This window comes from Wenzhouxiangella sp. AB-CW3 (genome assembly GCF_014725735.1).
In the GTDB taxonomy this organism is placed as follows: Bacteria; Pseudomonadota; Gammaproteobacteria; order Xanthomonadales; family Wenzhouxiangellaceae; genus Wenzhouxiangella.
Genome location: NZ_CP061368.1, coordinates 1,528,860 through 1,552,821 on the forward strand (window position 1 = coordinate 1,528,860; position 23,962 = coordinate 1,552,821).

General features: G+C 59.6%; 16 protein-coding genes and 1 tRNA gene. 14 read left to right on the top strand and 3 right to left on the bottom strand.

Going from position 1 to position 23,962, the window contains the following annotated elements; translation table 11 throughout:
* Nucleotides 1–27: 27 nt before the first annotated feature.
* From IC757_RS06650 to IC757_RS06680, 7 genes are all read left to right on the top strand, one after another.
* Nucleotides 28–5,199: a glycosyltransferase gene (locus IC757_RS06650; RefSeq protein ID WP_190976566.1), complete on the top strand. Its 5,172-nt coding sequence runs from the start codon at nt 28–30 to the stop codon at nt 5,197–5,199.
* Nucleotides 5,200–5,211: 12 nt separating this feature from the next.
* Nucleotides 5,212–7,155: a choice-of-anchor Q domain-containing protein gene (locus IC757_RS06655; RefSeq protein ID WP_190976567.1), complete on the top strand. Its 1,944-nt coding sequence runs from the start codon at nt 5,212–5,214 to the stop codon at nt 7,153–7,155.
* 69 nt (nt 7,156–7,224) lie between these two features.
* A complete protein-coding gene (locus IC757_RS06660; protein ID WP_190976568.1) occupies nt 7,225–8,151 on the top strand; it encodes a glycosyltransferase in 927 nt (308 codons plus the stop codon).
* Nucleotides 8,148–8,975: a sulfotransferase domain-containing protein gene (locus tag IC757_RS06665; protein ID WP_190976569.1), complete on the top strand. Its 828-nt coding sequence runs from the start codon at nt 8,148–8,150 to the stop codon at nt 8,973–8,975. The genes IC757_RS06660 and IC757_RS06665 overlap by 4 nt, the downstream gene beginning before the upstream one ends.
* Nucleotides 8,976–10,724, top strand: a complete 1,749-nt coding sequence (locus IC757_RS06670) for a hypothetical protein (RefSeq protein ID WP_190976570.1) — start codon at nt 8,976–8,978, stop codon at nt 10,722–10,724.
* Nucleotides 10,725–11,783 (top strand): hypothetical protein, encoded by a 1,059-nt coding sequence (locus IC757_RS06675; protein WP_190976571.1) that lies wholly within the window; start codon nt 10,725–10,727, stop codon nt 11,781–11,783.
* Complete coding sequence (locus IC757_RS06680; RefSeq protein WP_190976572.1) at nt 11,783–12,565, top strand: glycosyltransferase family 2 protein; 783 nt, start codon at nt 11,783–11,785, stop codon at nt 12,563–12,565. Before IC757_RS06675 ends, IC757_RS06680 begins: the two co-directional genes overlap by 1 nt.
* 500 nt (nt 12,566–13,065) lie before the next feature.
* Here the strand turns inward: IC757_RS06680 and IC757_RS06685 are convergent, their stop codons facing one another.
* Together IC757_RS06685 and IC757_RS06690 are read right to left on the bottom strand one after the other, a co-directional pair.
* On the bottom strand, nt 13,066–13,512 hold the full coding sequence (locus IC757_RS06685) for a PIN domain-containing protein (protein WP_190976573.1): 447 nt from the start codon (nt 13,510–13,512) through the stop codon (nt 13,066–13,068).
* Nucleotides 13,490–13,732: a hypothetical protein gene (locus IC757_RS06690; RefSeq protein ID WP_190976574.1), complete on the bottom strand. Its 243-nt coding sequence runs from the start codon at nt 13,730–13,732 to the stop codon at nt 13,490–13,492. Before IC757_RS06690 ends, IC757_RS06685 begins: the two co-directional genes overlap by 23 nt.
* A 772-nt stretch (nt 13,733–14,504) precedes the next feature.
* Between IC757_RS06690 and cysD the strand changes: the two genes are divergently transcribed.
* The 6 genes from cysD (at nt 14,505) to IC757_RS06720 (ending at nt 22,250) form a co-directional block, all read left to right on the top strand.
* Nucleotides 14,505–15,404 (top strand): sulfate adenylyltransferase subunit CysD, encoded by a 900-nt coding sequence (gene cysD / locus IC757_RS06695; protein ID WP_223846288.1) that lies wholly within the window; start codon nt 14,505–14,507, stop codon nt 15,402–15,404.
* 114 nt (nt 15,405–15,518) lie between these two features.
* The gene (locus IC757_RS06700; protein WP_190976575.1) at nt 15,519–15,935 is read left to right on the top strand and encodes a four helix bundle protein; all 417 of its coding nucleotides are present in this window, start codon (nt 15,519–15,521) and stop codon (nt 15,933–15,935) included.
* Nucleotides 15,935–17,809, top strand: coding sequence for a sulfate adenylyltransferase subunit CysN (gene cysN / locus IC757_RS06705; protein ID WP_190976576.1), 1,875 nt, complete (start codon nt 15,935–15,937; stop codon nt 17,807–17,809). The genes IC757_RS06700 and cysN overlap by 1 nt, the downstream gene beginning before the upstream one ends.
* 333 nt (nt 17,810–18,142) lie before the next feature.
* Nucleotides 18,143–19,228, top strand: coding sequence for an MraY family glycosyltransferase (locus IC757_RS06710; RefSeq protein ID WP_190976577.1), 1,086 nt, complete (start codon nt 18,143–18,145; stop codon nt 19,226–19,228).
* Between the two features lie 26 nt (nt 19,229–19,254).
* Nucleotides 19,255–20,649 carry a hypothetical protein gene (locus IC757_RS06715; RefSeq protein ID WP_190976578.1) on the top strand — a complete coding sequence of 465 codons (1,395 nt, stop codon included), beginning with the start codon at nt 19,255–19,257 and terminating at the stop codon, nt 20,647–20,649.
* On the top strand, nt 20,646–22,250 hold the full coding sequence (locus tag IC757_RS06720) for a hypothetical protein (RefSeq protein WP_190976579.1): 1,605 nt from the start codon (nt 20,646–20,648) through the stop codon (nt 22,248–22,250). The genes IC757_RS06715 and IC757_RS06720 overlap by 4 nt, the downstream gene beginning before the upstream one ends.
* 33 nt (nt 22,251–22,283) lie before the next feature.
* Here the strand turns inward: IC757_RS06720 and IC757_RS06725 are convergent.
* Nucleotides 22,284–22,370 (bottom strand) — tRNA-Leu (locus tag IC757_RS06725).
* A gap of 371 nt (nt 22,371–22,741) precedes the next feature.
* Here IC757_RS06725 and IC757_RS06730 point away from each other — a divergent pair.
* Nucleotides 22,742–23,905 (top strand): acyl-CoA dehydrogenase family protein, encoded by a 1,164-nt coding sequence (locus IC757_RS06730; protein WP_190976580.1) that lies wholly within the window; start codon nt 22,742–22,744, stop codon nt 23,903–23,905.
* Nucleotides 23,906–23,962: the final 57 nt, after the last annotated feature.

A 23,962-nucleotide genomic window follows, 5' to 3' on the forward strand; every position in this document is an offset into this window, starting at 1 on the left:
GAGCCGCGGTACAGGCAAGCAGCACTCGTGAACTTGAAGGAAGCCAACCAGGCCTACCGCGCCAGCCAGTACGGCGCGGCCATGCGCTCCTACCTGGAGGCGCTGGTCGCTAGCCCCGGGCTGGCCAGTGTGCTGCGCCAGAATATCCAGATGACCCGGCGCAAATACCTGGCCAGCGTGGCCGATGGGCCATTGCGAGTGGTGGTATGCGGCTGGAGCCTGACGCACAATGCGGCTGGACGGGCGCACTTGCTGGCCAGGCTCTATGGGGAGTTTGCCGAGGTGGAACTGGTCGGGGCGCTGTTTCCCAAGTATGGCGACGGGGTCTGGCCGCCGATTGCCGAGGGGGATATCGAGCCGTTCGTGTTTCGGGCCGATGATCAGCGCCGGTTTGTGGAACAGGCCATGGCGCTGGTGGCCGAGCATCCCTGCCAGGTGGTGCATCTTTCCAAGCCGCGCATGCCCAATATGCTGTTTGGCCTGCTCTACAAGCTGATCTGGGGCGCTCGGGTGATTGTCGATGTGGACGACAATGAACTGGCGTTTCGGCGTGGTGGCTTGAAAGGGGAGATGGATCTGGACCCGGCCACAATCGCGGCCCTGCCTTATCCGGATCGGCTTGCCGGTCCGAAGTGGACGGATGTGGCGGTCAGGCTCGTCTCCCTGTTTGATGGCGTGACGGTGTCCAACCCGGTGCTTGAGGGCTGGTATGGCGGCACGGTGATTCGGCATGCGCGTTGCGAGCGGGAGTTTGATCCTGCGCGGGTTGATCGTTTGGCCGTTCGCAAGAAATACGGTTTGCCGGACGGGCAGCGGATCGTGCTGTTTCTGGGCACGCCGCGGCCGCACAAGGGGTTGGTGGAAACCGCCCAGGCATTGGCTCGCCTGGGACGTGATGATGTAATGATGCTGGTGGTGGGCAGCTTTGATGCCGATGCCCGGACGGTTCAGCGGCAGTTGAACGGTGTGTCCGGGGTCGAGATTCGATTTCTGGATGACCAGCCGCTCTCGGCCGCGCCGGAACTGGTCGCTTGTGCCGATGTCTGCTTGGCGCTACAGCATCCCGACAGTGACGTGACCAACGCGCAGGTGCCGGCCAAGCTGAGCGATGCGCTGGCCATGGGCCGTCCGGCGCTGGTGGTGCGCAATCCGGCGTTTGCGGATTTGCCGCTGGATGAGGTTGCCTTGTTTACTGACCTTTCCGATCTCGACCAGGTGCTGGATCGGGCCTTGTCGGATGAGTGGCAGAACGATGAGCGGCGGGCGCGGATTCGCCAGGTGTTTCTGGACGAGTTTTCCATCTCGGTCAATACCCGGCGGCTGCGCCAGGTGGTGGCGTCCTTGCCGGACGAGGACGATCCGCGGCTTCAGAATTACGCACGTCGCATCCTGCCGCATTTCCCGCATTTTCCAGAGGGCCTGCTGGGGCCGCAGGCCGCGCCCAGGCGCCAGCCCGAAGGCGAAGGGATTGCCGCGGGCCGACTGGATGAGATCCTGGACCAGGACAGCCGCGAGGGGCTGGCGCAGGCGCTCGAAGACAGTGACCGCAGTATTGCCGAGGCCGAGCAGCATCTGGCCGAAAGTGGCGTGAAGCCGCTGGTATCGATCATCATGCCCACCCACAACCGGGCGGCGATGATTGCCGAGGCCATTCAGAGCGTGCTTGAGCAGTCCTGGGCGCACTGGGAGCTGTTGGTCTGTGATGATGCCAGCACGGATGCCACGGCTGAAGTGGTGGCGCAGTTCGACGACCCGCGCATTCAGTATCTCAAGCTGGAAAAACAGGGTGCGGCGGCGGCGCGCAACCGCGGGCTGGAACTGGCCCGCGGCGAGTTCATTGCCTATCTCGACAGCGACAACATGTGGCGGCCGGGGTACCTGGCGCGCATGCTGTGGGCGCTGATCGAGCAGCCGGGGCGTAGCTGTGCCTATGCCGATTTTCTTGATTACCGGGTGGATCGACACGGCGGCATTCGAATCAAGTCTTTTCGACGGCCGGCATTTGATCATGAACGATTGCTCGACAAGAACTACATCGATCTCAATTCGTTCATGCACCGGCGCGAGCTCTATGACTGCTTCGGCGGGTTTACCGAGTCGCTGCCGCGCCGGCAGGACTATGACCTGATCATCAAGTACACCTGGCTGCGCGATCCGCTGCATGTGACCGATATCGTCACGCTGTATCAGCGCAACGAGAACCTCGAACAACTGACGGTGACCGCCAAGCATCAGAATCCGCTGGTCGAGCGCATTGTCGATGCCAATGTGGCCGGCTACCTGGCCGACGGCCTGCCACCGGCCGGTGATCCTGCCGTGCAGCGGGTGACGGTGATTTCCTGGGACATGTCGCGCAACCACTTTTCCAAGGCCTTCGCCGTGGCCGAGGCGCTGTCGCGCGACTATGACGTGCAACTGGTGTCGTTCCGGTTTTTCGAGGAAGAGATCTTTCCGCCGCTGGCAGGCGTCAAGCCGCCGTTCGAGACGGTGTATCTGCCCGGGCGCGAGTTTCCGGACTTTTTCGATGCCATGCGCCGTGCGCTGGCTCGGATCAGCGGCGATGTAATCTACGTGGTCAAGCCGCGCCTGCCCAGTCTTGGCCTGGCGCTGCTGGCCCGGCATGTGTATGGCACGCCGATTGTGCTGGAGATCAATGATCTCGAATCGGTGGTGCAGGCGCCGGGCCGGGATCGCGCCGAGGAGGCCATGCCGCTGGATCAGGCCCGGGCCGATGATCCGCAACTGGACAACCCCTACAGCCATCGCTGGTCGCTGTTGATGGAGTGGGCGGGCAAGCAGTTGCCGGTATTGACTACGCACAATCGCAATATCGACGCGCATTTCGGTCATCGCTGCCTGTACATGCGCAACCCCAAGGACGAGCGCGTGTACGATCCGGCCCGCTGGGATCGCGACGCCATTCGGCGCGACCTGGGGTTTTCCCGGTCCGATCGGGTGATTCTGTTCGGCGGGCTGATTCGCAAGCACAAGGGCATTTACGAACTGGTCGAACTGGTCAAGCGCCTGGGTGATGCGCGCTACAAGCTGTTGTTTGTCGGCTCGCGCATTTCGCCGGATCAGAAGCGGCTGGTGGCCGAGCATGGTGATCGCATAACCGTGCTGCCGCCGCAGGACCGTGAGGCGATGGCGCGCATCAACCTGGCCGCCGACCTGGTGGTGCTTTGGCTCAATCCCGACGTGCCGGCCAGCCACTACCAGATGCCCTACAAAGCCACCGATGCCCTGGCCATGGGGGCGAGCATCGTTGCCAACGATATTTCCGACCTGGGCGAGCTGGCCCGGCAGGGTTATCTGCACTTGGCGCCGTTTGGCGACTGGGCGGCCATCGAGCAGGCCATTCGTCGCGTTTTTGCCGACCGCAGGCAGCGCCGGGCCATGCAGGAAGCCGGGCAGCGACTGTTCAGGCGGCAGTTTTCCTATGCCGCCATGCGCTCCGGTTTCGAGCTGGCCGCGCGCCGGGCATTGCACGAAAACCCCGAACAGGAGGAAGTATCTGAGGCGTTCTACGACTTCTTTGCTAACTTCTATCGCCAACGATGCCTGGTTGATGAGGACTTCGCGTTGCCGGGGAATGTCGCCGGCGAACTGGCCGAAGCGATCGCAACGCCGAGCCTGGACGAGCTGGATGAACCGGAGACCCTGGCCAATTTGCCCGAAGACGGTGTGGTGGCCGTTCTCCCCGCCGTGCATCGCGGGCGCGGTCTGGCCACCGCGCGGCGGCTGGTCGCCCGCGCCGGGCATCGGCTCAAGGTCTTGATGGTGCCGGTGGCATCGGAAAGTGAAGCGGTTGAGGTTGTCGATAAAGCCGTCTCGATTCTGCCGTTTCACTATTTGCTGGTCGTGGGGGAGGGGGGTTTCACGGGCGTCGACTGGCTGAAAAAGGCGCTGGCGGTGGGCGAGGGCGGTGATGGGCAGGTGCTGGCGCTCAATGGTGGGCAGGCGCCGGGGGAGTGTTCATCGTGTGTGATGCTTGGGCGTGCCTGGCTGGAGCAGCTGGAGGAAAGCATTTCGCAAGCCGAGAATCTGGCTGGGTGGATTTCGGGTGTGCAGCAGCGTGGTGCCGAAGACGGGGTGTTGGCGCAGGTGCCCGAGGCGGTGGTTTATGACCTGGCCGCTGCCGAGCAGGAGCTTGCCCGTTTCGAGCCCGAACAGACCGATTATTCGCCGGCGGTGGGTTGGTTTGAGCGATTGCGGGCCGCTGTGTGGCGCTTGTTGGGGTTGGAGCGCGGATCCGAGGTCCCGGATATCGGCTTGCGCCGATTCCGGGACGACATGACTCAGTCGGAGGCGCTGGCTACCGGGCCGCGTCGCTTTCGGGGCGACATGACTGAATCGGAGGCGTCGGATGCCGGTTTGCGTCGGTTCCGGGACGACAGGAATCAATCGGAGCCGGCGGGTGATGGCGCGCACCGGTTCCGGGACGGCGGGAGTGAATCGGAGGTTTCGGGTGCCGGCGGGGGGCGATTGCGAGACGGCATTGAGGTGATCGACGCTGAACAGTTGCGCCGGCTTGAGCGCGGCAGCGCCGACGACGTGGTGGTGATCATGCCGTCGATTAACCGCCGCCGCGCCATCGCCACGGCCCGCCACCTGGCCCAGCGCGCCGGCATGCCGGTGCGCATCGTGGTGGTGCTCGACAACCGGCGCCGTGGTTTTGTCGATACCCTGAATCGTACTGCCAGAAGGATTACCGCGCGCTACCTGGTTTACCTGGCCGAGGATGCCGTGGCCGGGCAGGATTGGCTGAAGATTTCCCATGATGAGCTTGAGGGCAGCGGAAAAGGCCTGCTGGCCTTCAATTGCGGAAAGTGGCACGGGCGCATTGCTGCCTTTGGAATGGTGCGCACGGAATGGGTAAGAAAATGCTATGGAAATCAAGTATTTCATGGTGGCTATCGTGCGCACAGGGCCGATAATGAACTGACTGTTATCGCCCGGGCTACCGACGAGTTTGTATACTGTCCTCAGGCCTTGCTTCTGGAGAACGATCCCGGAAAGCTGGTGTTGGACCAGGGTGTGGAGCAGTCGCACGCGGCCGATCGACGCCTGTTCCGTCAACGGTTCTCCAGGGCGTTTGACGGCCTGGCTGAGGCCGAAAGGCTGGCGGTGCTGGAAGCAGAGTACATCGATCCGGATCGTTCTCGCCTTCAATCAAATCATTGCCGGGTAAATACTTAAGGAGTCAGGGGCATGAAAATTCGGATAATTCTGTTTGCGGCTTTGTTGAGTCCGGCTGCTGCCGCTCTGGGCAATACGATTCTTGTGCCTTCTCAACAGCCCACGATTCAGGCTGGGATTGATGCAGCATCTGACGGAGATACAGTGCTGATTGCCGCGGGGTCGTACACCCCGGGACTGCTGGAGGTCAATGGGAAATCGATTACGCTGCGAGGTGATGGCGGATCCTCGGCGGTTATTCTGGATGGAGGAGGGCAGAATTCCCTGCTGGAAATACTTCATGTGCCCGCACCCGGCGTAACCATAGAGGGCATTACATTTCAAAACGGCCAGGCTGTGCAGACGCGGGAAGGTGGCTGTATGGTCATCTTGAACTCCACTGCTGAGGTTAAAGATAGCCGGTTCGAAGGTTGTGAGACTGACCCTCTCAATCAGAGCAATTCCGGTGGGGCCATCAAGATCAGCAATGGCAGCACTGCACGGCTGGAAGGTAACCATTTCGAAGATAACCGCAGCTATTCACAGGGCGGGGCGGTGCATTACCTGAATTCGACAGGTGAGGTGATCGATAACACTTTTGTCAGCAATGTGAGCCAGGGAGGCGAAGTGTCTGGAGGCGGTGGCCTCAAGGTGACAAATCTTGCAGGCTCACCCATTGAAGTGCGCGGCAACACGTTTACGGATAATGAGGCGAGTTTCGCTGGAGGCGCAATCAGTATTTTCGACGGAGATGCCGAAATAGTCTCCAACGAATTACTGAACAACGGTAATGCCCGGTTTGGTGGGGCACTACATTTCGAGACAGGTCCTGTGGCTCGAATCCTTGAGTTGCACAACAATTTATTTTCAGGCAACTATGCGGTGGATCGTGATGATCCAGAACTGACGACCGATTTCGAGCAGGTCTCTGGCGGTGCGGCCCATATCAATTTCATTGGCGGATCGTCGAACTCGTTTACCGACTCGGTTGCCCGAATTATCGGCAATGAGTTTATCGGCAATTCCGCTCTGGATAGTCGTTGCTCGCAGGGTGGGGGATCCAGCGATGACTGTGGAGTCGGCGGTGGAATGGAGTTTCTGCGGGGCCGAAACTTTGAGCAGGAGGTGCGCGGAAATGTCTTCGAGGACAATTTGGCTGATACCTATGCAGCTGCCAATTTCGACAAGGTCTGGCTGGATTTTAGGGAGAATATCATCCGTGACAATCGTGCCAACTTCAATCATCCCGGGATCGGGTGCGTGACAGATTCCCCTGGAACGGTGACTAGTTGCCTGATTGAGGCGAATACCTTCCATGGTAACGGTTATGTCAGTAGTAGCACCCCGACTTTGAATAATGCTGGCGTCATCAATGTAAGACGTAACAGCGCTGAGATCTATAATAATGAGATTTATGACAATGTTGGTCATTTTGCCTTGATTTTTATTCGGCATGAAGATATTGCCGGGGCAAGCACCAGCGTCGTACACAATACATTCTTCGATAATGATGCGGTCAGCCCCAACTTCGGGATTGTCTATATACGTGGGAACGGGCTGATCCAGTCCAATACTTTCCAGGAGGGGTTCAGGGCCGTTCGGATTGACGACTTTGATGTGGGCAGCACCAATATCATTCGCAACAACAATATTTTCAACACAAGCAGCGGGGTTGCGCGGATCAAGCAGCCCGATGATAGTATTGCCCAGTTCAATAGCGTGTCTAACCTGAACTCTCAGAATGAGGCCGAGGGAAATATCTCGGTAGATTCTGGCTTCGTGTCTTCAGCAGGCCAGGACTTTAGCCTTGAGGAAACCTCTCCGCTCGTTGATGCCGTCGAGTGCTTCAGTGCGGTATTCCGGGACCGACAAGGTACAGAACGACCATTTGGTGAAAATTGTGATATCGGTGCCTGGGAATTTTTCATTGATTTCACGATATTTTCCGATCGGTTTGAATCTGGTAATGCCTGGTGATCTGTAACAATATTGGTATGAAATGCCAGACAGCGCTTCCGTTAGATCGATGGATTTGACTGGCTAACTATGTCTCTCGCCAAGTATGCTGATGCACTGGGAATCAGCCATGATTTCTCTGAGCCGGCCACGACAGCTCTCGTTTTTGTGCTCGATTCCGCGTATCTTCCTGGATTGCGGACTTTGTGCTATAGCCTGTGCGTACACAAGACATTGCTTGACCTCCCGGTCGTGGTCATCAGTAATGATCCGGCCGTGGTGGAGGATGCTTTTGTGAACCTCATTGCAGATCGGGTCAGGTTGATCAGCAATGAGGAGATCGCGGAGTTCCGGGGAATATCAGCGAAGAAGGTGGAGAAGCGGCTGCGCCTGCGCTGGATCCCCAAGTACACCTACCTGAAATGGTTCATGTTCGACGAATATGGTTACGATCGGCATTTGTTTATCGATGCCGACATTGTCTGCATGAAGCCAATTGATGAACTTCTGGACATTTCGGAGGCCGATCTCGCGGGTGGACCAGTGTTCGGTAAGGGGTTGCGGCAAGATAAGGATGGGCCGTTGCCGCCCCGCCAGGTAGATCAGAAAATCTGGCGCTTCGGATTCAAAAAGTCGCCTGGCGGCACCAGACTTAATACGGGGGTTTTGTCAGTTTCAAAGAAGCTGTTAACACCGACATTCCGAAACGAACTTATTGCGTATGCTGAGCAACATCAGTTCTCGGTGGAGCAGGTGGCGGTGCGCTCGTATGTGACAGAAACACAGCAGGCAACGCTCGAGCTCATTTCACCTGTCTACAATTTCAATCACTTCTATGTGGACAGGATGTCTGCACCATTCCAGGTCAAGGCGCTGGGGCGAATCAAGCTGTTGCATTTTGCCGGTGCGATCGACAATCCCTGGACTCTTTCTGCCCCGCGCACGCTGCCGGAGTTCGTGTGGCACGAATATGAAAAGAATCGCATACGCGATGAAGCAGAGAATGGCTTTGCATGAGTAGCGGTGTGCTGACTCTTCATCTGGGCTTGCCGAAAACGGGAACGACCTGGCTCCAGGAGAAAGTGCTTCCCTCGGCCGTGGGGCTGAATGTCATCTACAAGAAGTTTCAGCCGGAGTTCTCTTATGCCATCCACAGGTTTCTTATCCATGGTGAATGGCGAGATCGCATCGATGTGAGTCAGCTTGCTGAGCTCGTGAACGCGGAGCGAACCATTTTCACGGATGAGAATGTCTCGATTCCCATGCAGGGGATCTGGACGGGGAAGGGGTGTCGCCCTGATCGGGTGGCTCATAATGCACAGTTGCTGGCGACTGAGCTGGGTGGATGCGAGATTCGGCTGATGATGACCCTGCGGCGTCAGGATACCTGGCTGGCTTCTAGATATGCAGAGTCGGCCAAGCATTTCGAAGAGCCGGGGCAGGAGGATTTTGAAAGGCTTGTCAGTCGGGTGCTGGAAAGGAATTCAAGAAGCAAGAGCTGGCTATATTTTGATCAGGTTTTCTGGGCATTTTCCGGTTTCCTGAATGAAGAGCAGATGATTTTCCTGACCCAGGAAGAGCTCGCAGAAGATCCAGATAGCTGTATGGAACGTCTGGCAGCCTTTCTGGATGTTTCGTTTTCAGAGAAGCCTGGCTTGAAAAAGAAGCGTGTAAATCGCCTCCACGTCAGGCCGAATGTGTGGAAAATGAAGAACTGGGATGATTTAAAGGTGCAGTTGCGTGAAGAGGTATCAGCAGATGTTTTGGCGCATTTTGCCGAGTCCAACCGACGGTTCACCGGGTTGACCGGGGTGGACCTGTCGGAGCTGGAATATTATTGAGTGATGAATCTTCTGGCGGAAACCTGGCGCTCTTCGTTCTGGGTCGCCCGAGTGACCTGGCGGATAATGCAGGTCTGCTGGTTGCGGACCTTTACGCTTATTTTGACCATCGCCGGCAAGAAGCTCGCGTTGCTCCTTGCCTTTTTTCTACCTCTGAAAGTTATTCTCCTTGCCGGATCTGATGGGGTTCCGAGATACTTCCAGTTCTTTATTGATCCGGCACAGAAGGACCCATGGATTGTCGGTCTATCGGTTGGGGCCGTTGCCTTCTATCTGCTTTCTTTACTGTTCGAGTATGCGGCCACTCGCATATCCGAAAGCGGAACGCGGGATATAGCGACTTCCGCCAGCCAATATTCAGTCACCAGTGAAAACCTGCGAGAAATGCAGGGGTACTACAGAAAGCTAAGCAGAGTCAATGCAGATACCCTGGTGCTTGTTCTGGGTCTGGCGCTGATCTTCTGGCTGGATTTCGTGCTGTTTCTAACAGTCGGGTCACTGATTTTTCTATTTTACCTGATACCTTTGGTGGTGCTGAGCCGAGGGGATGTGCTCAACCCCACCCGGGTGATGAGCTTCATTCTGAATCAGACATCCGTCTATCTCCAGATCGCCCTGGCTGTCACTTTTCTCGGGGGGTTTTTTGCCATCCTCTCAAGTTTTATAGGCAATGGCGAAGGCAATATTCTGATTGCGATTCTATCTTTGCTGCTGTTGCGCCAGGTTCTGGCCGGACTGTCGAGCAACGCCATGCTGCTGTCGACACTTTGGCCTTCCCGGCACCAGATTGAGCCGCTGGTTTTTCCTGAGCGCAAGATACAAAGCGAGCAGAACAAGGCCAGCCGTAATCTACGACTATTGTTCGCACCCGAGAGCAGAATAAGTGATCTCGCTCAAGCCTTGAGTTTGGGAGGCGGCGGACAAGATTCCGTATCATCAAGTTATGTCGATTGCTCGCTTTCAAAGATTTATCTGTTCAGGGTGGAGTTGAACACTAAGGACCCTGAGTCGCCGACGGTCTTGCAGCAGCAGGTTTTTGCGAAGAAATCAGTGCCGCGTCTGGAGCATGAGGATTTCCTGTTTCAGTATGTATCGAGAAGTGATTTTCGCGCCCCGTCGGTTCGGGCTCGCTATTCTGTCGGCCCTTTTGAATGTCAGGTTGTCGATTGGCCCCATCAGAAAAGACCTAAAGGCGTCAGCTTTAAATCAATGCAGCCGGAGATCATGTCTTTTTACTGGTCGATCTCGCCGCCGGCCTCTTTGGTCCGTGCATTCAAAAGCTCCCATATGATGCTTGAAGATCGGTTGTCGTATGATCTTCTGGAACGATTGACGGTGGCGCTTGATTCCACTCAGTTGGTTAATTGCTTTGAGCGTTTCCTGGGCCAGAAGAAGCGGATTGCTGAGGTTCTCAAGGAACTTCCAGTTTTTGTGTGGAATCCTGATCTGAGTGCATCTCACGTGGAGCTTGAAAGTGGCGGTAGATGGTCTGCAATGATTTGGCATCGATGGAGCCTGCAGTATGTCGGGTGCGGCTTGCCGCCTTCCACTTCCAGAGATGAGATTGTCGGAATGATCGGGGCTGCGGCAAAAGAGCGAAAATGGCCTGACAACGCATTGACACCCGAGTATGTGTTGCTGGCTCGGGATTGTCATGAAATCGAGCAGTCGATCAAATGTGATGCCTTCAACAAGGCCATAGGCCTCATGGCGGATGTTCTGAAGAATCCGGTGCTTGAGCATGGGTGAATGAGCAAGCTGTTTCTGCATGCCGGCTTTCACAAGACCGGGACGACAGCCATTCAGCAGCTTGCTGCTCGTAACCGCCGCCGCCTCAAAACAGGCGGCTTTCTGTATCCGCGGTTGTGGCCGGCCACCTTCCGGCCCGCGTCGGCTCATCATTTCCTGGCCCATGCGGTGGCAGGCAACGAGCGTTTCGTGACTCATAAGCAGGCTCGCTTGCTGATCTCTCGCTGGCAACGCTGGGCCGCGCGGAGCGGCGGGCGGGTGGTGCTGAGCTCAGAGGCCATCTGTCGGCATCAGCTCGGCGATGCTGCCGACCCCATTGAACGGCAGCGTGCCTACCTGGAACGGTTGGCGGGCCTGCTCGAGGGGTTCGAGGTGGAGCCCGTGCTGGTGGTGCGTCGCCAGGACGATTTTGCCCGCTCGCTGTACCAGGAACACGTTGCCGCCGGGCTCAGTGACAGCGCGCGGCGGACGTTTCCCGAGTTCATCGAAGCGCTGGGTGCCGGCAAGATCCGGTTTCTGGAGCGGCTCGAACTCTTTCGGCGTGTGTTTGGCCGGGTACGGGTGCTGGTCTACGAGGAGCTGGCCCAAGGGGACTTGCCGAGGTCATTTTTCGAGGCGTTTGGCGTTTCCGGTCTCGAGGATGACGGTTCAGGAACGGTGCGCGAGAGCCTGACGGTTGGGGAAACCCTGGTCAAGCGGCATCTCAATCCATGGCTGAGGCGCCCGATGCAGAATCGGGCGCTGTTGTGGTGGTTGGGGCAGCAGCGAATCAGGCAGGCGATCGAAAGGGAGCTGGGCGCATGCACCTCGCTTTGGCCCGATGGGCGCATGCGCCAGGATTTTCTGGCCCGGTTCGACGATGAAAATCAGCGCATTGCAGAAGAGTTTCTGGGGCACAGTGGTAGTCTGTTTCCTCCGCTGGCTGGAGCGTGGCATGACAGTGGCGCTTGCAGCGCGGAGGAACAGTTGGCGGCGGTTCGGCGTGTCGTGCGGGCCGGGCGCCGGAGTTTGCAGGCGGTCCTGGGCAAGGCGGCGGTGGAAGGGATATTGCGGGTTTGATGATGAGTGAAGAACAAGCGATCGGGCAGGGCGAGAAACAGTCACTCGAAGCCGGGGTGTCGGTGATCACGCCGGCGCACAACGCGGCCGATGTGGTCGAGCGGGTGGTCGAGTCGGTGGCGCGACAGTCTTTCGCGGCGCTGGAGCATATCGTGATCGATGACGGGTCTGCCGACGATACGCTGGAAATGCTGCGTTCACTCCAGGCCCGGTTTGGTGCGTTACAGGTGATCTCCCAGCCGAAAAGGGGAGCGGCACAGGCGCGCAATGCCGGTATCGAGGTGGCCCGAGGCCGCTATATCGCCTTTCTGGATGCCGACGACGAGTGGCTGCCGGACAAGCTGGCGCGGCAGATCGGCTTCATGGAGGAAACCGGCACGCTGTTCAGTTACGGCGACTACTGGCGCTGTCGCGGTGCAAGCAAGGACAGGCGGAAGCTTGTGACAGGGCCGGCGGCGCTGACCTATGCCGACTTGCTCAGGGGCTGCCCGATCGGCTGCCTGACGGTGGCCTACAACCAGCAAGCCATGGGCAAGATGTACATGCCCGAGGTGCCGCGCGGCCACGATTGGGGCCTGTGGCTGAAGCTGACACGCGACGGCGAGCCGGCAAGGCGCTTTCCGGGCGTGGCGGCAATCTATCACATGCAGTCCCGCTCACTGTCGCGCAACAAGCTGGGAAAGGCATGTGACATTTACCGGATTTACCGGGAGCAGGAGGGAATTGGGATTCCGAGCAGCCTGAGGCATCTGGCGGAGCATAGTTGGAGGTCGGTTTTTTGAACGTGTGAAGGGGCGGGCTTCGGCGGTTGGCTCGGTGGGGTGTTGGTTGGGGACTGAGGTGTTAGGTGTTAGGTGTTAGGTGTTAGGTGTTAGGTGTTAGGTGTTAGGGGGGCTCGCACATGGGTTCGGCGCGGTGGTGATCTCTATCTGTCGTCCCGGAATCGCCGTAGGCGATATCCGGGATCTCGCACATGGGCATCGGCGCGGTGGTGATCTCTATCTGTCGTCCCGGAATCGCCGTAGGCGATATCCGGGATCTCGCACATGGGCATCGGCGCGGTGGTGATCTCTATCTGTCGTCCCGGAATCGCCGTAGGCGATATCCGGGATCTCGCACGGTGGTTGTTGGCACGGGTTGGAGTTGGGGTTTTTGGTGCAGGCCGTGCTGGTTGATCGGTGCGAGGTCCCGGCTCTCCGTTTCACTCCGGCCGGGACGACGGGGTTTATGGGCCGGGACGACGGGGTTTATGGGCCGGGGCGACGGGGGGCGGAAGCGACGCTTATGGGGAGGTGGCTTCGTTGATTGTTGTGGTCAGGGGGTTGAGGATGGTCAGGTTTTCGATTTGCTGGCCGGGTTGCAGGTCTTCTGAGAGCAGCCAGTTGCAGCCGGCTTGTTGTGCGCTGGCGATGATGAGGGCGTCCCACCATGAGGTCTTATAGCGGTCTTCGATGAACCAGGCTTGTTCTAGGGTTTGCGCATTGATATCGAGCGGCCGCCAAGTCAGCAGGTCGCGGATGTCTGACCGGGCCTGGTCCTGGGGCAGGCCCGGATCGAGGCGGTGGGTGACGACCTGGTAGTACTCTTTTAGGACCTGTGTGCTGATTCGTCCGGCGCGGTTGGCCCACAGGTGCTTCAGCCAGGTCCGGGCCTGGCTATGCTTTTCTGGCTCGGTGGTGTCGCGGGCGTAGACGAGGACGTTGGTGTCAACGAAGTATGTCTCGGTCATACAGGTTCTCGCGGGTGGGGTAGGGTTCGTCGGTTTTTCTCATTTTCACGGGGGTGCGGCCAAAGAATCGGTCGGCGGCATTCTTGATTGCTTGTTCTCTTTCACGGTGTTCGCGCAGCATTTCGCCGACCAGGCGAGAAACGCTGGTGTTGCGGCGGGCTGCTTCCATACGGGCCCAGCGGGCGGTTTCGGGATCGAGTGTGATGGTGACGTTTTTCATGGCACGAAGTTCGTGGGGCACGAAGATAGTGTACAGATTGAAGTGTGAAGTGTGAAGGGGGGGTTCGGGAAGTTTGGTGGGTAGTTGGGGTGGGTGCCTTTCGTCCGGGGGGTGTTAGGTGTTAGGTGTTAGGTGTTAGGTGTTAGGTGTTAGGTGTTAGGTGTTAGGTGTTAGGTGTTAGGTGTTAGGTGTTAGGTGTTAGGGGGGCTCGCACATGGGTTCGGCGCGGTGGTGATCTCTATCTGTCGTCCCGGAATCGCCGTCGGCGATATCCGGGATCTCGCACGGTGGGTGTTGGCACGGGCTGGCGCTGGGGCTTTTGGTGCAGGCTTTGCTGGGTATTTGTGTGGGAGGTCCCGGATAAATGCTGCGCATTTTCCGGGACGACGGCTTGGGTGGAGGGCGTTTTCCGGGCCGATGGTTTTTTTGGGGGTGGGGGATTACCGGCGATGCAACGCCGGTCTACGGGTGTTGGGTGGGTCGGGGATGTGTCCCCGGCGTGGAGCTGAGGGGGCGTTTTCCGGGCCGATGGTTTTTTTGGGGGTGGGGGATTGCCGGCGATGCAACGCCGGTCTACGGATGTTGGGTAGGCCGGGGCTGCATCCCCGGCGAACACGACGATTGGGGGTGTTCATTCCGGTTGGTCGTATGGTCATTACCGGAGCATCTGATTGCGGGGGGATTTCGGTGATACATTCTGCATTCGCGCCGGGGCGGGTCTTGGGTCCGTGTCGGTACTGACGGTTCATGCCTGGTTTTGGAGATTCACGGAGTGACGACATTGACGCATCTCGATGCCCTAGAGGCCGAGGCGATTCATATCATTCGCGAGGTGGCTGCCCAGTTTCAGCATCCAGTGATGTTGTATTCGGTGGGCAAGGACTCGTCGGTGCTTCTGCACTTGCTGGTCAAGGCGTTTTGCCCCTCGCCGCCACCGATTCCGCTGTTGCATGTGGATACCGGCTGGAAGTTTCGCGAGATGATCGAGTTTCGGGACCGGCGTGCGCGGGAAACCGGTTGCCAGTTGTTCGCCTATACCAATCCCGAGGGGGTTGAGCAGGGCGTCGGGCCGGTGTCGCATGGTGCGTCGGTGCATACCGATGTGATGAAGACGCAGGCTTTGAAGCAGGCGCTGGACAAGTACCAGGTGGACGCGGCCATTGGTGGCGCCCGCCGCGACGAGGAGAAGTCACGCGCCAAGGAGCGGGTGTTCTCGTTCCGCAATCATCGCCATCAGTGGGATCCGAAGAACCAGCGGCCGGAACTGTGGCAGCACTACAACGGCCGTATCAACCGCGGTGAGAGCGTGAGGGTGTTTCCGCTTTCGAACTGGACGGAGCTGGATATCTGGCTCTATATCTACCGCGAGAACATCGAAGTGCCTTCGCTGTATTTCGCCAAGCCCCGCCCGGTGGTCGAGCGCGAGGGAATTCTGATCATGGTCGACGATGACCGTCTGCCGATCGAACCGGGGGAAGTACAGACCCGCACTGTACGCTTCCGCACCCTGGGCTGCTACCCACTGACCGGCGCCATCGAATCCGAAGCCGATTCCCTGGAAGCCATCATCAGCGAAATGCTGGTCGCAACCACCTCCGAACGCCAAGGACGGGTGATCGACAAGGATCCGGCGGATTCTATGGAGAAGAAGAAGATTGAGGGGTATTTCTAAGTGGGAAGGGTGAAGGGTGAAGGGTTAAGTGTGAAGTGTGAAGTGTGAAGTGTGAAGTGTTAAGTGTTAAGTGTTAAGTGTTAAGTGTTAAGTGTGGCGTTGCGGGAGGTTTTTGTGGCTTACTTTTCGTTTGAGGATTTGGAGGTTTGGAAGCGCGGGTGTCGGGTGGCAGTGGAGGTTTGCTCCTTGCTGCGCGATTCGCGGGAGTGGGGGCTTCGGGATCAGATGATGCGGGCGGCGGTTTCGGTGCCGTCGAATATTGCCGAGGGTGCTGAGCGTAGTGCGCCGAGAGATTTTGCGCGGTTTTTGAACATTGCTCGCGGTTCGGCGGCGGAGTTGCGCACGCAGCTTTATATCGCGTCACAGACAGGTGTGGTGTCCAGCGAACGGGCATCTGAGTTGATCAAGGAACTGAAGGAAGTGTCATCCATGCTATACACGCTGGCCAATCAGCAAACGCAGAAGGTGAAGGAAGAAGATTCTTCACACTTCACACTTCACACTTCACACTTGCCCGCGGAGCACTCGTGATGGCCACAGCAGACATCAAGGCCTACCTGGCTACCCATGAGACAAAGCCTTTGCTTCGCTTCATCACTTGCGGTTCGGTGGATGATGGGAAGTCGACGATGATTGGGCGTTTGTTGCATGATTCCAAGCGTTTGTTTGATGATCAGCTTGCGGCGTTGCAGGCGGATAGTCGGAAGCATGGTACGCAGGGGGAGAAGATTGATTTTGCGTTGTTGGTCGATGGCTTGTCGGCTGAGCGGGAGCAGGGGATTACGATTGATGTGGCTTATCGGTTCTTTGATACCGACCGGGCCAAGTTCATTGTGGCCGATTGCCCGGGTCATGAGCAGTACACGCGCAATATGGCGACCGGGGCGTCGACTGCGCGGTTGGCGGTGGTGCTGGTTGATGCCCGCAAGGGGGTGTTGACGCAGACGCGCCGGCATTCCTGGATCTGCCGCCTGATGGGAATTGACCGGGTGTTGCTGGCCATCAACAAGATGGATCTGGTCGACTACAGCCAGTCGGTGTATGAAGACATTGCCTCGGAGTATCGTGCGCTGGCCGGTGAGCTGGGGATTGATCAGGTCAGTTGCATTCCGATTTCGGCGCTGGAGGGCGATAACGTGAGTCGTCAATCGGATCGCATGCCCTGGTATGACGGCCCGGTGCTGCTCGATGCGCTGGAGCAGGCGGCTGAATCGGTTGATCAGGTCCGTGGCGAGGCGTTTCGCTTGCCGGTGCAGTGGGTTTGCCGCCCGAATCAGAACTTCCGCGGGTTTGCCGGTCAGTTGATTGGCGGGCCGGTGGCCGTGGGTGATGAGGTGACGGTGTTGCCTTCCGGCACGCGGTCGCGGGTGGCTTCGCTGCATGTGGGCCCGGATGAGGTCGAGCGGGCTGAGGCCGGGCAGGCGGTGGTGCTGGCGTTTGAAGACGAGGTCGATGTCAGTCGCGGTGATGTACTGGTGGCCGCCCATGCCCCGCTGGAGGTGGCCGATCAGTTCAGTGCCCACCTGTTGTGGATGGATGAGCATCCGTTGATGGCGCATCGTGCCTACCGGGTGCGTATCGGCACCGTGGAGTGCGGGGGGCAGGTCAGCGAGATCAAGCACCAGGTGGATGTAAACAGCCAGGAGCATATCGCCGCGCGCCAGCTTGAGCTCAATGCCGTGGCCCGGGTCGATCTGGATATTGACCGGCATGTGGCTTTTTCGCGTTATGAGGATGATCGCGAGCTGGGCAGTTTTGTGCTGATCGATCGCCAGACCAACGCCACGGTGGGTGCGGGGGTGATCGACTATGCGTTGCGCCGCGCGCAGAACGTGCACTGGCAATCGCTGGAGGTCGACAAGGCGGCGCGCTCGCGGATCAAGGCGCAGGAGCCGGTGTGCATCTGGCTGACCGGGCTTTCGGGTTCGGGCAAGTCGACGATTGCCAATGCGGTGGAGCGCAAGCTGCTGGCGCGTGGCCATCATACGTATCTGCTCGACGGCGACAATGTGCGCCATGGCCTGAACCGCGACCTCGGCTTTACCGAAGCCGACCGGGTGGAAAATATTCGTCGGGTGGGTGAAGTGGCCCGCTTGATGACCGATGCCGGCCTGATCGTGCTGGTGAGCTTCATTTCGCCTTTCCGGGCCGAGCGGCGCATGGTGCGCGAGCGTTTCGACAAGGGTGAGTTCATCGAGGTGTTCGTGGATACGCCGCTGGAGGTGTGCGAAGAACGCGACGTAAAGGGTTTGTATGCCAAGGCGCGCGCCGGCGAGATTCCCAATTTCACGGGCATCAGTTCGCCTTATGAGGAGCCGGAGAATGCGGAGTTGGTGCTGGATACGGTGGGGCGTAGTGCGGATGAGTTGGCTGATGAGGTGATTCGGCGGGCGTTGGGGGAGTAGAGGAAAGTGTTAAGTGTGAAGATCTGTAGGCCGGGGCTGCGTCCCCGGCTTTTCTCTGGGGCCGTGCGGGTTGCATGGTGCGAGGTCCCGGATAAATGCTGCGCATTTTCCGGGACGACGGTGGGGGGGCACCGCGGGGCGCCGGTGGGGGCACCGCGGGGCGCCGGTGGGGGCAGCCTGGGGGTGCTGGTGGGGGCAGCCTGGGGGTGCTGGTGGGGGCAGCCTGGGGGTGCCGGTGGGGTGGGGTGACGTTCGAAGGGTGGGTAGACCGGGGCTGCGTCCCCGGTGATTTGGGGTGGTTGTTTCCTGGGGGTTTTCGGTTAGGATGGGGGGATGGAGGGCGTTTCTGTTCAGGGTTTGCTGGCGATTGTCGCCGGGTTTGTGTTTGTTTCGATTTTGATTCCGATGCTTTGCCGGCCGGCGGAGCGTCTGGGGTTGCTGGACCTGCCCGACGATCGCAAGCTGCATGGTGAGCCGGTGCCGATGATTGGCGGCATCGCGATGTTTATCGCGTTCTGTGCCGCGATTCTGATTGTCGATGATCCGCTGCGGCCCTATGCCAGCCTGGTGATCGGGATGGGGGTGCTGCTGGCTACCGGTCTGGTCGACGATGCCCTGGATATCACGCCGGCTTCCAAGCTCATCATGCAACTGGTCGCCGCAACGCTGATGGTGGCGTGGGGCGAGGTGCAGATCCACTCTCTCGGTAATCTGCTGGGAGAGGGCGAGGTCGAGCTGGGTGAGTGGGCCATTCCGTTTACCGTCTTGTGCACGGTGTTCATGATCAACGCCATCAATATGGCCGACGGAACCGATGGGCTGGCCGGTGGCCTGGCGGTGCTGATTCTGGTGGCCCTGGCCCTGCTGGGCTGGATGAACGGCGCGCGCGAGGCCTTTGTCGTGTTGACCGCCGTGCTGGCTGCCGTCACCCTGGGTTTCCTGTTGTTCAACATGAGAACGCCCTGGCGCAGCAAGGCGAGCGTATTCATGGGCGATGCCGGTTCAATGATGCTGGGCTTCGCGATTGCCTGGCTGGCGGTGTTTGTCAGTCAGCGTGATGGTGCGACGGTGTACCCGGTTGCCATTGCCTGGCTGCTGGTGTTGCCGGTTACTGATCTGGTCTCCAGTTTCTTCCGCCGCCTGGTTCGTGGACAGAGCCCGTTTTCTGCCGACAGCGAACACCTGCACCATGCGTTGTTGCGCGCCGGGGTGCCGGTGGGCGGTATCGTGGCCGGCATGCTGACTCTGCAGGTGTTGTTTGCCGGGGTTGGCATTCTGGGTTGGTGGCAGGGTTGGTCTGAGCTTTGGCTGGCCGTTGGCGTGGGTGGCGTGTTTCTAGCCCATTACCTGCTGTCCATGAGGGCCTGGACTTTGATGAAGTGGGTCAAGCGATGCGGCCCCGGAGGCGACCGGCAGTGACTGGCAGCGGGGCGGTGACGTTCCTCATGCTGCTTGTGTATTTCCTGCTGCCGACGCTTCTTGGCACGGTACTGGCCTGGCGGCTCGTGCCGCTGTCGGGCCCCGGACGGTGGACATTGTGGTTGGGCCTGGGGCTGGCGTTCGGGATGGCGCTCGCTGCCGGCAGTATATGGCTGCTGGATCTTCTAGGCTGGCCGTTTGCAAGGACAGCGCTGGCCGGAATGCTGGCCATGTTGGGGCTGGCGGTCTTGCTGCTGGTGTACTTGAGCGTTCGTTTTCTGAGGGGAAAGGGCGCCTGGCCGGCGGCAACGGATGCCTCCAGCGCGCAAGCGGGCAACCCGCCCTGGGCGCGATGGCTGGTCTGGGGCCTGGCGGTCCTGGTTGTGTTGCGCTTCATTTCCGTGCTGCCCGACGCCCTGATGCGTCCGGTGTTCCCGTGGGATGCCTGGAAGTTGTGGGCCTGGATTGCCCGGGTGTGGTTCGAGACTGGTGAGCTGGTATTGCTGCTGCCGCAATCGGACTGGTTGCATGCCGCGGGCGATGAGTATGTTCGCGATGGCGTGCATCACCCGACGTTTGTTCCCTTGCTGATGCTGTATCCGGCCGTGGTGGTCGGCGCGTGGGACGACAGTCTGATCGGTGTTGCCTGGCTGGTTGCCGGGCTGTCGTCGGTGATGATCGTGCATGGTCTGCTGCGGCACCTGGGGGTGGCACAGTGGATTTCGTGGCTGGGTATCTATCTGCTGGTTTCGGCCCCACTTTTTGCCACGCATATTGCCCTTTTTGGATATGCCGACCTGTGGGTCATGCTGTATATGCTGGTTTTCGGGTTGGGGTTGATGCTGTGGGTGCGGCATCGTGGCTGGCAGTCGCTGCTGGTGATGCTGTTTGCCGGGGTGATGATGTCGTTGGCAAAGGATACGGGTGTGTACTGGGTGCCCGTCCTGCTGCTGGCCTGGCTGGCCACTCTGATGTCAAACAGGCAGCTCATTCTGGTTCTGGCGGTTGCCGGCGGGCTGGCCGGCTTGCTGTGGCTTGTCGGGGTTGACCCGCTGCTGTGGCTCAGCTCGGACCGCTATTCGCTTGAAGCCCGGATTTCGGCCGAGGGTGTGATGGGCATTGCCCACCACCTGTTCGTGCGCCAGGACTGGCACCTGGCCTGGTATCTGCTGCCGCTGGTGTTTGCTCTGGCCATCTGGCGCGCTGGTGCAGCGCCGGAGTTGCGGGGGTTGCTGGTCCTTTCCGTATTGGCCACGGCTTATGCTCTGGCCGGATTCGTGTTGACCCGGGCCGCCGTTTACGCCGCCGATGGCACCTTGTTCAGCCGCATCGTCCTGCAGCTCTATCCAGTGCTGGTGCTGCTGGGCGTTCTGGTGCTGTGGCAGTTCCTGCGCGATTGGCAGCCGGGTAGTCAGCCATGATCCGCCTGCTGTCGTCCATGGTGGTCTCGGCGTTGTTGCTGTGGGGCGGCTTCAGCCTCTATGCGCTGACCGGTGACCGCTACCAGCAGGTCATTCCGGGTATTGAGCTGGAGCCGGATATTCTGGACTGGCAGGTGCTTATTGGCGATGGAGGACTGGATGCCGCAGGCTACTGGCTGGTCAGCGGCGAGGAGCGCACGCGCCTCTTGCGCCTTGGGATTCGGCTGCCGCAACCGCTGGTGGCCGAAAGCGTGGAGCGGGTCAATCTGCAGTTTGGTCCGGGCGCGCAGCACCGTCGGATGGATCTGGGTTGGAGCAGGGATGGGACCTTCACGACAACCCGGCAGGCTTCGATCGAGATGGTTGACGGCGTCAACGGAACGGTTCGTACCGACTGGTACCCGCGCTGGGAAGACGAGATTCGCTACCTGTCGGTAGAGCTAGTTGGCGGAACGCGCGAGCCGCTGGTACTCAGGCGCGTCGAGCTGGTGCCGGCACGTCCGGACATCCTGGCATTCCAGCGGCGTCTGTTTGGCGAGTGGTTTTCCTTTCCGCCCTGGACTCAGCGTAGCGCGCATTTCACCATGGTGGCCGCGCACGAGGAAGTACTGTCCCCATCGCTGGCCGTTGCCGCGTGGCTGGGGCTGAGCCTGTTGCTGCTGGCAGCCTGGTCGAGGCTGCGAGGAAACAGAATGCATTGGCAATGGCCGGTTTTGCTGGTGCCATTGGCTGTCGGCTGGCTGGTGCTGGATCTGCGCTGGCAGGCCAATATGGTGGTGCGCGCCGTGGATGCTTTTGATTCTTTCGGCGGATTGTCGTGGCAGGAGAAGGGTTCGGACCATTTTGATGGTGAGTTGTTCGACTTCATGCGCGAACTCGAGAAGAGCCTGGGACAAGAGTCGCCTCGGGTCTTCGCGCTGGGTTTCGGCGAGTTCTGGCGACTAAGGGCGCGCTATCACGGTTTGCCCCTGTCGATTCGGACCACTGACCGGCCGCTGGAGAAAGCCTGGGTGAGCCATCTGGCCGGCGGCGACCTCTTGCTGGTGCTTGATGCCCCGCATGTGCGCGATGAGCAACTGCCAGGCAGCGATTCGCCTGAAGGCGACGCAGGACCGGGCGACATCGCCCTGAAGCGAGCTGCGGGCAAGGACGCCAGGGTCGAGTTGGTTGATGGCCGTGCGGTGCTGTCGCTTCCGGACGGCACCGGGGAGCTGTTGCGTACCCGATTCCCGTTGTCGGGTCGGCCCGCGGCGTATCGGGTACGGCTGGAGCTGGCCACTGCCGGTCAGCCGGCCGACCTGAGTGTTGCCGTTCGGCGCCGATATGCCGACGGCCCATGGATGACCACCAGCGAACGTCAGTTGCGGGTCGAAGCGTATGGTGGTGTTCGCGACCTGGTTTTTGCCGCAGAGCAGGGCGCGCTGTATGAATTGACGGTCAATGGTGTGCAAGGGGAGGGGTTGCAGGTTCGTTCGGCCGCTGTAGACCTGGTGGAGGAGCCGGGGTTGGTCTACTTGCAGTCATCGGGGCAGGATGGGCCGTTGCTGGTGGTGCGGCCGATCAAGCGCGGCGCAATCGGCACTGCCTACGAGATTCTCTAATACAAGATGGTGCCCAGATTCTCTAATACAAGATGGTGCCCAGGGGGAGACTCGAACTCCCACGTCCTAATGGACACTAGCACCTGAAGCTAGCGCGTCTACCAATTCCGCCACCTGGGCAGGTGTGGGCTGTTGCCCTTGCGGTTGTTGCATGTGTGGCCAACAAGCGGCGCATTATAGACCAGCTTGCGGCTGTTGTCAGCACCCCGGAAAAAAACGGCCGGAGCGATGGGCTCCGGCCGTTTGGTGTTAGGTGTGGCCGAGGCAAGGGGGGAACCTCGGCCACAATCCGGATGGGGAAGGGGGGAACCCCGCTCCGGAATCTTCAATTTTACGGGGTGGCCGGGGCGTGTCAACCCCGATATTCAGGAACGTGAAGGGCGTCACAGTATTGGTTGGTCAGTCCGGCTGACGGGGGCTGACACCCCCTTTGCGGTTGCTGACGGTATAATCGCGGCAGCCCCAAAAACAACCCGAGGAAAGCGTTTCTCATGGATTTCAAACTGACTGACGAGCAGCAGATGATTCAGGCTGCTGCCCGCGATTTTGCACGTGACGAGATTGCTCCCGTGGCATCGGAGTTCGATGCTTCCGGCGAGTTTCCCCTGACCACCATTCAGCGAATGGGTGAGCTGGGCCTGATGGGTATAGAGGTGCCCGAGGAATACGGTGGTGCCGGTCTCGACACGATTGGCTATGCCCTGGCCATGATGGAGGTTTCGGCGGCCGATGCGGCGCATGGGACGATCATGTCGGTCAATAACTCCCTGTTTTGCAATGGTATTCTCAAGCATGGCACCGAGGAGCAAAAGCAGAAGTATGTGCGTGCGGTGGCCACCGGTGCCGAGATCGGTGCCTATGCGCTGACCGAGCCGCAGTCGGGTTCGGATGCGGCCAACATGAAGTCGCGGGCCGAGTTGAGCGAGGACGGCAAGCACTACGTGATCAACGCCCGCAAGTCGTGGATCACGTCCGGCCCGGTGGCGCGTTACCTGGTGCTGTTTGCCGTCACTGACCCCGATGCCGGGGCCAAGGGTGTGACGGCTTTTCTGATTGACGCCGAGCGTGATGGGTTCCACCGTGGCAAGTCCGAGCCGAAGCTGGGCATCCGGGCCTCGGCGACCTGCGAGATCGAGCTGACCGATTATCATTGCCCGGTGGAGGACCGCCTGGGCGAGGAAGGACAGGGATTCAAGATTGCCATGGGCGTGCTGGATGCCGGCCGCATCGGTATTGCCGCCCAGGCCGTGGGGATTGCCCAGGCGGCCTACGAGGCCAGTGTGGACTATGCCCGCGAGCGCAAGGCGTTTGGCAAGGAGATCGGCACTTTCCAGATGATCCAGGCCAAGCTGGCCGATATGCGAACCCGGTTGGAGGCGGCCCGGCTGCTGACACTTCGCGCGGCCTGGGCCAAGATGGAGGCGACGGCCACCGGTGCGCGCTTTACCCAGGAGGGTTCCATGGCCAAGCTGTTTTCCTCCGAGGCGGCGATGTGGATTGCGCACCAGGCGGTGCAGATTCATGGCGGCATGGGTTACAGCAAGGAGATGCCGGTCGAGCGTTATTTCCGCGATGCCAAGATCACCGAGATCTACGAGGGGACCAGCGAAATTCAGCGCATGGTCATTGCCCGTACCGAAACCGGCTTGCGCTAGTAGGTCGTTCCTTTCGTCGGGTGCTGCATCAGGGCCGGATTGGCCGGAGTTGAGGTG